Source organism: Prevotella sp. AM34-19LB (assembly GCF_003468525.1).
Lineage (GTDB): Bacteria > Bacteroidota > Bacteroidia > Bacteroidales > Bacteroidaceae > Prevotella.
The window spans coordinates 1-11,778 of record NZ_QSIG01000069.1; the positions used below are offsets into that span (position 1 = coordinate 1).

Sequence of the window (11,778 nt, forward strand, 5' to 3'; positions counted from 1 at the left end):
GATTACATACTGCTTATCAGCTCAAGGGGATTCCTGATTCCATATCCAAGTATGCCCAGCTGTTTGTCAATGCCAATGATTCTTCCTATAGGCATAGCACTGTGGAGTCTATGTATAATATACAATCCATGTATGATTATCAGCATTACCAGCAGCGAGCTTTGAAAGCACAGACGGAGAATCAGCTGCTGTGGTTATCTATGGCTTTGGGGACCGTTGTCTTGTTTCTTGTTGCAGTTGTTGTCTTTTTGCAAGCAGATGAAGCGGAGAAAGGCAGTATTGGTTGGAATAAACGCAGACTATAATAAGGTGCTTGATGAGTATAAGCGTTCTGTTGCCGATTTGAAAATGATAGAAAATAATTTTGAACAATATAGGCAGAAGAAAGAACAGGAAATCCAGCAGATGAATCTGGCTCTGAATTCTTTTCATCAGGTTGGTGAAAATGAGAACTGGATGACGGAGATTAGCTTACTTGATAATGAACTGGTGAATCATTTCCATGCGCAGGCAAATGGAGTGAGTTGCAAGATCTCAGATAGTGAATGGGAAAAGTTGAAATCATTGGTCGAAAAGCAACAGCCTGATTTCATTCGCTTCATTTCTGCTCCGAGCAAAGGATTAACAGACAGGGAATATCTTGTAGTCATATTGGTAAAACTACATTTTATCCCTTCTGAGCTGTCTCTTTTATTGGGTGTCGGGGCGCAGCAAATAACTAATATCCGTTCGAAAATCAACAGCAAGCTATTTGGTAAAAGCGGAGCCAAAACCCTTGATGCCAATATCTGGAGGATATAATAGCCATCAGTGTAAAAAATGTAATATGATGTGTAAACTTCTTATCTACAGTATATCAAGCTATGTTAAAAAAAGTATCGCGTGAAAAAATATAACCAAAAAATCGTCTCGTAACTTTATTTTTTATATCTTTGCTCCCAAAAATGAAGTTATAAGGTTGTTGGTATCGGTTATGCCCATTTTCCTTAATCAGATACTTTGGCTTTGCCGACAGACCTTGCTACGATAGAGAACTAACAAGCATGTGTATTAATTAAAATTGATAAGATGAAACATATTAGCTTAAAAACATTGCTGGTTTTTACCTTTTGTGTAATGAACTTAATAGCCGTCGCTCAGCCTGCTGGTAGAACGATAGAGTTGATTGGCTTTGTGATGGATTCATTTACTGATTATGGCTTGGAAAAGGCTAAAGTAACATTGATGTCAACAGACAGTACTGTTATAGATACAATGTCTGTGAGAAATGAACATCCTTCTGGTTATATGGTTGCTTCTTCTTTTTCCTTCAAAGTTCCTGCTAAGGTTGAATCATATATCATAAAGGTAGATTGTGAAGGCTACAAGTCTATTACGACCAATTACAAATTAAAGCATACGGCAAGAGTCTTACGGCGGTGGATTCCAGCTATAAAACTGGTAAGGCTTAAGCCTAAACATAGCCTGACTGGTGATAATGAGTTGGGTGAGGTAACCGTACGTGCTACCAGAATCAAGTTCTTCCACAAAGGAGATACCTTGGTGTATAATGCAGACGCATTCAACCTGCCGGAAGGTTCCATGCTTGATGAGTTGATCAGGCAGATGCCGGGTGCAAGAATTGAAGCCAATGGAGAAATCTTTATTAATGATCAGAAAATAGATTACCTTACTTTAAATGGCAAACAGTTGTTTAAGGGAAATAATCTGGCTTTGTTGGAGAATATGCCGTATTATACGGTAAAAAGTCTTAAAGTCTTTGAGCAGAGTAAAGAAAAGAATCGCAACCTGAATACAAAGACAGACTTGAAAGACTATGTGATGGATGTTCTCTTGAAAAAGGAATATAGCCAAAATAATTTCGGAAATATAGAAGCAGGTGTCGGTACTAATGACAGATGGCAGGTAAGAGGATTTGATGGGTATATGAAAGGTTCTGTAAATGCTTCTGCATATGCTAACCTTAACAACGTCAATCAGTCGAGCGTGCCTGGTAGCGATGGATCATTTTGGGATTCAGACAGCCCAAAATCAATTATGAACACTAAAAAAGTTGGCGTGAGTACTATTGCAGAGAAAACTGGTGGAACTTTTTACGTTTCTACAGATTTGGCTGCTCAATGGCAAGGCGTAGATTTGGATGAGCAAAAAAAACAGATCAGCATATTGCCTCAGACAAACATCAATAAAATATTTCAGAATTTAAATGACAGCAGGAATTCTTCCTTTAGTTTGAATAACAAGGTCACGAAGATGGGTATTTCCTATTTTCAATTTCATACTATGGTGGATTATGGCAGGAGCAAAAATGATGACTTGAACAAATATGCGCTGTTTGATAAGGATATACCTTCAAATTCATCAGTGTTGCAGCTTTTTGATGCTATAGATGAAGGTGGCAGAAATGCCTTTGACTATTTGCAGAATTATTCTATCAATAAGGCGAATAACAGAGCACATAATTTTAGACTTCGTGAAAATATAGAAATGTCGCAAGCCTTGGCCTGGGGCGATGATCTCATTTTTCATGCCGATGCTTCATACTCAGACAATAACCAAAAACTAGGAGAAAATAGTCATATAACCTATTATCTCCCGGTAAATGATTCTATTGTCTCTTATGTAGCCAATGATAACACCAAGACGAAATCTTATTCATATACATTGGAAGGTTTTTATCATTTTAACTTCTTGAATAATATGAGTCTGGAAATCGGATACCGTTATACCCAGGGTAACGAGTCTGTTTCACGTCAGCGTACCTTGGATGATCTGTACGATGCCAATAGTTATCATTCCAACAGCCTGTCCAGGGAGCACAAGCCTATGGTAAACTGGGAGTATAAAAAGGGTAAGTGGCAATTGATAGCGGGCTTTGATGTGCGTATGCTTAGCAAGAATATGAGTTATAGTAACTCTTCGGTAGATACTACTCTTACGAGGAGTTATGTTGATCTGTGTCCAAGATTCCGACTCAAATGGCAGGGAAAAAATTCCAGGATTCATTTCTTCAACAAATTGGAATCCTATCGCAAACCATCTGTGTTAAACTTGGTTGAAACTATAGATTCATCTCATCCGCTAGTGATGTCAACCGGTAATGGTAGATTGAAAAAAGAATCGATGTACGATTATCAGTTTACCTATGCATGGCATAATACTGAACGCCAGTGGGATGTAAACTTTTCGTCGCAGTCTCAGTTTATGCTTAACATGATAATAATGTGTTCATTGTACGATGATAAGAATGGTAACTCTCTTGTAATTCCCCAGAACGTGAAAGGGACTTGGGCGTCATGGAATCGTTTGTATGTTGATAAGGGATTGGGAAAATCGAGGGCATGGAATATCAACAATGAAATTGTTTATAGGAAAGATGTTACGACTCTTATGTCTGGGCATATGAATGAAGGTCTTCAGACTAGCAAAAAAAAGCGAGATATCATTGATGAAACAGCTAGATTAGTCTTTCAGCATAAGGAGTTAACGTTGAAATTAAATGCAGGTTTTAGCTATAATAGTACAAGAAACAAGCTGAATTCCGTTAATTACGATGCCTGGGACATAAGGTATGGTTTTAATCTTGCATGTCGCCTGCCATGGGATATTAAGTTCTCCGGCGACTTGACTTCCTTGACGCGTAAAGGTTATAAATTAGAGGAAATCAATAAGACAAGAGTTGTAAGTAACATTTCCTTGTATAAGACATTCTTGAAAGGTAAGATTACCGTTCAATGTAAGGCTTATGACATATTCCATCAGTTGACTAATTTCGATAATGGATTTTACGAACAGGAGTTGACTGAGGCGACATACAATTGCATCCCTCGTTATGGAATGATTTCCATAGGATACAGATTCGGAAAAAAGTAACTGATTATGATTAAAGGCTTTCCCCATTATCAGCAACTCGACGAGATGGACTGCGGTTCCACCTCGTTGCGGATGATAGCGAAATATTACGGTAAGGAGTATTCGGCAGAGATGTTGCGCAATCATTGCTGCATGTGAATACCCGAATTGACATTGCCCTGATTTCAGACTTCCTGGTCAAGCTGATGAAGATGACGCTCCATTTCTTCGATACAAAGAAGATTGGCGACCTGATGCAGCGCATAGAAGATCATTCCCGCATAAAATCGTTCCTGATGGGCAACTCGCTGGGGTTCATCTTTTCTCTTGCCAACTTTGTCGTGTTTTCAGTTGTGCTCGGTTATTATAGCCTTCTCGTGCTTGGTGTGTTTTTGCAGGAAAACACCTTATATATATTATGGGTTGCATTCTTCATGAAGTATCGCCGTGAATTGGACTATAAGCGCTTCAGCCAGTCGGCTACCGAACGCAACAAGATGATTCAGCTGATACAGGGAATGCAGGACATCAAGCTTAACAACTGTGAGCGTCAGAAGCGCTGGGAATGGGAATCAGCTTCATCCAGTCTATCCAGGATGCCAAGATTAGCCTGGAGCGACTGAATGAGATTCATTCACAGCCTGATGAGGATACTGACCTTGATGACAAGGTTAGCGAACTGCCTGAGGACAGGACCATCCGTGTAGAACACGTTACCTTCAGCTATGATGGTGCAGAGCGTAACTATGCCCTCAATGACGTCAGCCTGGAAATACCAGAACGTAAGGTGACGGCGATTGTGGGAGAGAGTGGTTGTGGCAGCGCATCGCCTGAGCACCGTAAAGAATGCCGACCAGATATTGGTAATGCGGCATGGAGTAATAGTGGAGTGTGGAACTCATCAGGAGCTGCTGGCAAAGAAGGGTTATTATTACGAGTTGGTGAAGAATCAATTATAGATGGTGTAAAAAGAAGGCTAATTTCCTGTAACTATTCTGCGCGAAATCCCTAGGAACCTGTCGTAATCTCAACAAAAAAGCGAGATTACGACAGATTTTTCGCTTAAAAGTTGTCGTAATCTAACATTTTTTGTAACTTTGCGACAGGTTTCACTAATATAAGACAAATATGAAGGAGAATATTATAGGCAGAGAACAAGAGATTGAAAAGCTTGAAAACTATATTTCAAGCCGTAAATCTGAATTTATAGCCATCTATGGCAGACGACGTGTAGGCAAGACTTTTCTGGTAAAAGAACTGTTTGAAAACCGGTTTGCATTCCGCATCACAGGCAAAGACAATGTTTCAACCAAGGAACAGCTAGCAAGTTTCAGCTTCGCACTCAACGACCAGTTAGGCATAGAGACAGATGCCGCTAATTGGCCGGAAGCCTTCCGACTTCTTCAGAAAGCATTGGAAAAGATGCCAGAAGGAATAAAGATTATCTTCTTCGATGAACTTCCCTGGTTCGACACGTATGCTTCCCATTTCGTCAGCGCTCTGGAACATTTCTGGAACGACTGGGCTTCCTACCGCAACGACATCAAACTGATAGCCTGCGGAAGTGCTACCACCTGGATGCTCAACCAAGTTATCAATTCACGAGGAGGACTCCACAATCGCATCACCCACAATATTCTGCTATCACCTTTCAAGCTGCATGAAGTAGAAGAGTATTTCAGAACGCAGGGCTTCTATTATGAACGTCCGGAAATCGTCGAATGCTATATGACAATGGGCGGCGTGGCTTATTACCTATCTCTTTTCGAGAACAACAAAAGCGTGGCTCAGAATATTCAGCAACTTTGCTTCACACGTGGCGGAGAACTCACCGAAGAGTTTGACCGACTGTTCAATTCGCTCTTCAAGAAAGCCGACAATCATCTTGCCATCGTCACAGCCTTGAAGAACAAGGGTAAAGGCATGACCCGACTTGACCTGCTGGATGCTACGGGATTGGCTAACAACGGAAAGTTCAGTCTGATACTCAAGGAACTGGAGCAATGTGATTTCATCCGCAGCTACATCCCGTTCGGCAAATCAAAGAAAGATATGATGTATCAGTTGATAGACCCCTTCTGCCTGTTTTACTTCAAATTCATGCATAACAAGGGTTCATATCTCGACAACTATTGGGTAAAGATACAGACCACACCAGAGTATGAATCATGGTGCGGCCATGCCTTTGAAATCGTATGCCTTCACCACATCAACGAAATAGTCAAGGCGCTGGGCATAGACGGCAGCATCAACACCCCCTGTTCATGGTCTTACCGACCTACCTCCAAAGTCATGGCAGACGAGGAGGCTGATGAAGACCTGAAGCATGGAACACAGATAGACCTGCTGATAGACCGTTCTGACAGATCGATTTCTATTTGCGAAATGAAGTATTGCAATGGGGAATATGAAATCAGCAAGGCATACGATGCACATCTGGCACACCGCCTAAAGGTATTCAAAAAGGTGACGAAGACGACCAAAACGCTCATTCCAACCTTTGTCACGCCACATGGCCTATATAATAATATGTATGCAAGAAAGATCAACAGGCAGGTAACAGGTAACGATCTGTTTGAAAAATAAGGCATAAGCTCAGCACATTTCAGGAAGAAAACCGACGCTAGTATCTGACAACTCCAAAAACCTAGAGGAAAAAGTTGTTGTTATAAAGGAAAATCTCCGTTCAAAAGTATTGAACCGCCGTTCAAAAGCTTTGAATGTACATTCAATACTTTTGAACGAAGATTTTCCCTAATGATAAAAACATATTGATCGTGCAGGAAATACTATTTCCATTAGAAGAAGAAATACTATTTCCATAAGAAGAAGATATTCGGCTATCATCCCACAAACTTACCAGCCATAAGTGGGTTTTCTTGATACTTTGATGTTATCAAACGTTAAATATAGCCTATTCAAAGACTTTTTCTACAAAAATATGCGAAAAGAACGAAAGTTTTGTGTATATTTGCCCCCACTTAAACAAAATTAAAAACCACGAAGGACAGACCTACATCTCTAAACGACTTGGTATGATCAGCCCTCACTGGTTCTAATTTTACCTATCAATAATATAACAATTTTGCAGTCCCAATAAAAAGGGGCTCTAAAAACTCTAAACTTTATGATATGAAGAACGAGAAGAAAAAACAGAAGGAGAATTTAAGGCTTCTCAGAAGCTATTCTCTGTGTGCGTGTATGTTCTTTTTGGGTGGAATCGCTTTTCCTATGCCTTCAAATGCATCTACTGCAACTGAACTGGCTACCCAGCAGAAAGGCAAGCAGATTTCGGGTACCATAACCGATAGCCATGGTGCGCCTGTAATTGGTGCAACCGTGCTCGAAGTGGGTACAACCAATGCTGCCATCACCGATCTGGACGGTCATTTCACTCTGAATGCACGTCCGGGTGTCAAGCTCAAGATTTCCTATATCGGTTTCAAAGACATTCTGGTAACCGTAGGCTCTACCAATGAGTACAACATCGAATTGAAGGAAGATACCGAAGCTATCGAAGAAATCGTTGTTGTAGGTTATGGTACTCAAAAGAAAGTAAACCTCACAGGTGCCATTGCCACCATTTCATCAGATAAGCTGGTCAACCGTACCAGCGCCAACGTAACCAACATGCTGGCTGGTCAGATGCCGGGTGTTACCGTTATCCAGAACAGCGGTCAGCCGGGTGCTGACAGCGGTCTGCTGCGTGTACGTGGTCTCGGAACTATGGGTAACGCCAGTGCAATGGTAGTTATCGATGGCGTTGAGTCATCGATGGGCAGCGTGGATCCTAACGATATCGAGAACATCTCTATCCTGAAGGATGCTGCGGCTTCTGCCATCTATGGTGTGCGTGCGGCAAACGGTGTGATTCTGATTACCACCAAGAAGGGTTCACGTGGCAGAGCCATCGTTTCCTACGACGGATACGTAGGTTGGCAGAGTGCAACCCGAATGCCTAAGTTCCTCGATTCATACGACTATGCAACCCTGATGAACGAAGCATACAGAAACGACGGATTGAACGAGCCTTACAGTCAGGATGCCCTGAAGAAATTCAAGGATGGTTCTGACCCGGATCATTATGCCAACTCCGACTGGTTGGGTACCTTGCTGAGCGAAAACGGTCTCTTCCACAACCATCACCTGAGCATCAAGGGCGGTAGCGACAAGATTACCTACTCTCTGGCTTTCAACTACCACGACAAGGACGGTTTGATAGAGAATACCAACTACAACAAGTTCAATGTACGTGCCAACCTGGAGGCTTATATCAACAAGCGCCTGAAGGTTACTACCAACATGGCAGTATATCGCAGCGTGATGACTGCTCCAGCAGAAGGCATCGACAACCTGATGCACTACGCATTCCGCGAGACTCCGGTAACTCCTATCCAGTTCAAGAACGGCAACTACGCCCTGTTCAAGAACGAGCATAACTCTGTAGCTTCTGCCCGAAACGGCGGAACCAGCAAGCAGATCAACAACAACTTCCAGGGTAGCCTGGGAATGGATCTCGACATCATCGACGGCTTGAAGTTGCGTGGTATTGCTGCCACCACATTCAACCTGCTGGATAATCCTACCCATTTATATACCCAGAGTTTCTACACAGCAGATTCAGATACTCCAGTCAAGACAACCCAGAACCAGCTGACAGAGTATGACGCCAAGAAGGTGGAACTGAACCTCCAGGCATACCTGGACTACAACAAGACCTTCGGTAAGCATACCGTAGGTGCATTGCTGGGTTACTCTCAGATTTACAACCAGATGCGCTACCTGCAGGCTTCACGAAAGAACCTGCCTAACTCAAATACACTCGACCAGATCAATGCCGGTGAAGTGACCACTCAGACCACTTACGGTACAGAGACAGAATACTCTCTGCGTTCCGTATTCGGCCGTCTGAACTATTCATACGATGACCGTTACCTGTTCGAGGCAAACCTTCGCTATGACGGAACTTCCCGTTTCCCAAAGAACAAGCGCTTCGGTGCCTTCCCATCATTCTCTGTAGGATGGAGAATCTCTGAGGAATCATGGTTTAATGTTTCTTGGGTAGATAACCTGAAGCTCCGCGGTTCATGGGGTCTCTTGGGTAACCAGGATACCGTTAGTTCTAACTATCCTTACCAGACCACCTACGAGTATGGCTACGACTACAGCTTCGGCAACACCCTGTATCCAGGTATCTCTATCGCCAGCACTATGGCTAACCGAGACCTGACCTGGGAGAAGACCAGTCAGTATGACTTCGGTATCGATGCTACCTTCCTGGGCAACAAGCTGACCTTCGGCTTCGACTATTTCCATAAGGAAACCCGCGACATCCTCCTGAAGCTTCCTATCCCTTATACCTTGGGTGTAGGTGCTCCTATGCAGAATGCCGGAAAGGTTCGCAACTCCGGTTTCGAGGTGCAGGTAGGTCATAACAACCGCATCGGTGACTGGACCTACAATGTTGGCGCTAACTTCAGCCGTGTATCTACCAAGATTCTCGACCTGAAGGGTGGTGACACTCCAGGACAGTCGGTAGGCGACCCATTGTGGGCTTACTATGGCTACGTATGCGATGGCATCTTCAAGGATGAAGCTGACGTAAAGGCTCATGTTCCTCAGGCTACCGGTACTCCAAAGCCTGGCGATCTGAAGTATAGCGACCTGGATGGTTCCGGCTCAGTAGATAGCCGCGACCGTAAGGTATTGGGGTCTTACTTCCCAAAGATCAACTTCGGTCTGAACTTCTCCGTTCAGTATAAGGGCTTCGACATGAGCGCCTTGCTCCAGGGTGCAGCCGACGTAAAGGGTATGCCAGTGCCAGAAATCAGATATGCATTCTACAATGGCGGTAAGGTGACCGATATTCACATGAACCGCTGGACCGAGAGCAATCCTAATCCGAATGCCTCTTACCCACGCTTGTCAATGAAGGATTCCCAGAACCGAGTAACTTCCAGCTTCTGGGTTCAGGATGCATCTTATGCCAAGTTGAGAAACCTGCAGGTAGGTTATACCCTTCCTAAGCAGCTGACATCTAAATATGGCATTAGCCGATTGAGAATATACAGTAGTATCGACAACCTGTTTACCATCACCAGTTTCGACGGCGTAGATCCAGAGGCAGTATCAGGTAACTACTATCCTCTTACAAGAAATTATTCATTCGGAGTTAATGTAACCTTTTAAAAACGAGTAGATTATGAAATTGAAATATCATTTTTTGAGTGGACTGATCCTTGCCTGCGGTCTGGGATTGAGTTCTTGCAACGATAGCTTCCTGGAGAGAAACCCAAAAGACCAGCTGTCTGACGTATCTTTCTGGAAGACTGCGGATGATGCAACCAAATATGCAACAGGTATCTACCTCTATCTGATAGAGCCGGAGAACCATACGATCATGACTGACTGCTATACAGACAATGCCATCCCGGTTCACGTAGGTGCTGAGCAGGGAGTCTTGTCAGCCGGTACAGCCGTATCGAGCAACCCTCACTTCCTGCAGCTCTGGCAAGCTGCTTACGAAACCATCCGTCGCTGTCTGATTTTCTACGAGCACATCGGAGAAGTTTCCATGAACGAGAAGGAAAAGGCGCAGCTCACTGCCGAGGTGCAGTTCCTCGAGGCTTTCGCTTACCACAACCTGTGGAAGTATATGGGCGGTGTGCCTATTTTGGATCATCCATTGCAGTTGAATGAAAAGTTGCCAGCCCGCAGTTCTGCAGATGAGACCTACGATTACGTGGTGAAGCTGCTGGATAAGGCGGCTCCTAATCTGCCGGAAATCCGTACTGCTGCCGACCATGGTAAGGCTAGTGCCGGTGCTTGCTACGCCCTGAAGGCCCGTATGGCTTTCTACAACCACAAGTACGATGTGGCTGAAGCTGCTGCCGAGCAGGTGATGCAGACCGGTAAGTTTGGTCTGTACCCTAACTACGGCGACCTGTTCCTGCCTGTAGCAGAAACCTGCAACGAGATTCTCTTCGACCGCGAGTATGTCGAGAATCCTAAGAATGGCAACGAGGGTAGCGTGATCGGTCTGTTCTTCTCGCCATGCGACTTCGGTGGCTGGGAGGCTTTGTCTCCTACACAGGATATGTAGATGCCTATCCATGTACCGATGGCAAGTCTATCGCAGAGTCTCCACTCTACAACCCAGCCAAGCCATTCGAGAACCGCGATCCACGATTGGCTTACTCTATCTTCTGGCCAGGAACCACCTGCGGTCCGATGACCTTTAATAATAAGTATATGGGTGACGGTAGCCATACCCGTACGGGATACTGCATGCGCAAGTACATCAATCCAGACAACTATGGAATCCAGAATTACGACTGGACCAACTTCATCTACATCCGCTATGCTGAGGTGCTTCTCACTTATGCCGAGGCTCGCAATGAGAACCTTTCAGCTCCAGATGCCAAGGTTTATGATGCAGTGAATCAGATTCGCCTGCGTGTGAACCTTCCTGGTTTGGAAGAGGGTCTCAGCAAGGATCAGATGCGCGATGCCATCCGCCTGGAGCGCCGTCTGGAACTGGCATTCGAGGGAATCCATCTCTTCGATACCCGTAGCTACAGAACTACAGAGAAGGATGTTACCAAGCCTGTATATGGCATCGATCCTGACGGAAAGAAGATTCTGATTGAAACTCGCAAGTTCAATCCTAACCGCGATTACCTCTGGGCTATTCCTCTGAAGGAAATCGACTTGTCACAGGGTGCCTTGAAGCAGAATCCTGGATGGGATTAATGATTCTCGACAGATAAACTGAATATAAAAGGAGGTTTGGCATAAGTCACATCCAATACGCCCTGAAAGGGCAGAAGCTCCTAGCCCAGGGCAGCGCCTGGGTTTTAGAACAAATATAAAAAAGTCGCCCTGAAAGGGCAAAAGCTTTCAATATCAAAGCTTTTGCCCTTTCAG

General features: G+C 44.0%; 6 protein-coding genes and 3 pseudogenes. All 9 read left to right on the forward strand.

All coding sequences use genetic code 11. From position 1 onward, the window contains the following. On the forward strand, positions 1 to 305 hold a 305-nt coding region (locus DW830_RS15935; RefSeq protein ID WP_158573509.1), incomplete at its 5' end, for a hypothetical protein. Further along, positions 259 to 801 carry a hypothetical protein gene (locus DW830_RS14255; protein ID WP_147487276.1) on the forward strand — a complete coding sequence of 181 codons (543 nt, stop codon included), beginning with the start codon at positions 259 to 261 and terminating at the stop codon, positions 799 to 801. The genes DW830_RS15935 and DW830_RS14255, both read left to right, overlap by 47 nt. Before the next feature lie 267 nt (positions 802 to 1,068). Beyond that, the gene (locus DW830_RS14260; RefSeq protein ID WP_119250353.1) at positions 1,069 to 3,873 is read left to right on the forward strand and encodes an outer membrane beta-barrel protein; all 2,805 of its coding nucleotides are present in this window, start codon (positions 1,069 to 1,071) and stop codon (positions 3,871 to 3,873) included. 72 nt (positions 3,874 to 3,945) lie between these two features. Continuing rightward, complete coding sequence (locus DW830_RS17175; protein WP_317125431.1) at positions 3,946 to 4,011, forward strand: hypothetical protein; 66 nt, start codon at positions 3,946 to 3,948, stop codon at positions 4,009 to 4,011. After that, positions 3,999 to 4,681: pseudogene (locus DW830_RS14270) on the forward strand (ABC transporter transmembrane domain-containing protein); the annotation flags it as partial. The gene DW830_RS17175 and the pseudogene DW830_RS14270, both read left to right, overlap by 13 nt. Further along, positions 4,662 to 4,811 (forward strand): annotated as a pseudogene (locus tag DW830_RS17410) (ABC transporter permease); the annotation flags it as partial. The pseudogenes DW830_RS14270 and DW830_RS17410, both read left to right, overlap by 20 nt. Before the next feature lie 169 nt (positions 4,812 to 4,980). Beyond that, positions 4,981 to 6,438 (forward strand): AAA family ATPase, encoded by a 1,458-nt coding sequence (locus DW830_RS14275; protein WP_119250355.1) that lies wholly within the window; start codon positions 4,981 to 4,983, stop codon positions 6,436 to 6,438. Between the two features lie 615 nt (positions 6,439 to 7,053). Next, positions 7,054 to 10,041, forward strand: coding sequence for a SusC/RagA family TonB-linked outer membrane protein (locus DW830_RS14280; RefSeq protein ID WP_410524532.1), 2,988 nt, complete (start codon positions 7,054 to 7,056; stop codon positions 10,039 to 10,041). A gap of 13 nt (positions 10,042 to 10,054) precedes the next feature. Continuing rightward, positions 10,055 to 11,604, forward strand: a pseudogene (locus DW830_RS17180) (RagB/SusD family nutrient uptake outer membrane protein). Positions 11,605 to 11,778: the final 174 nt, after the last annotated feature.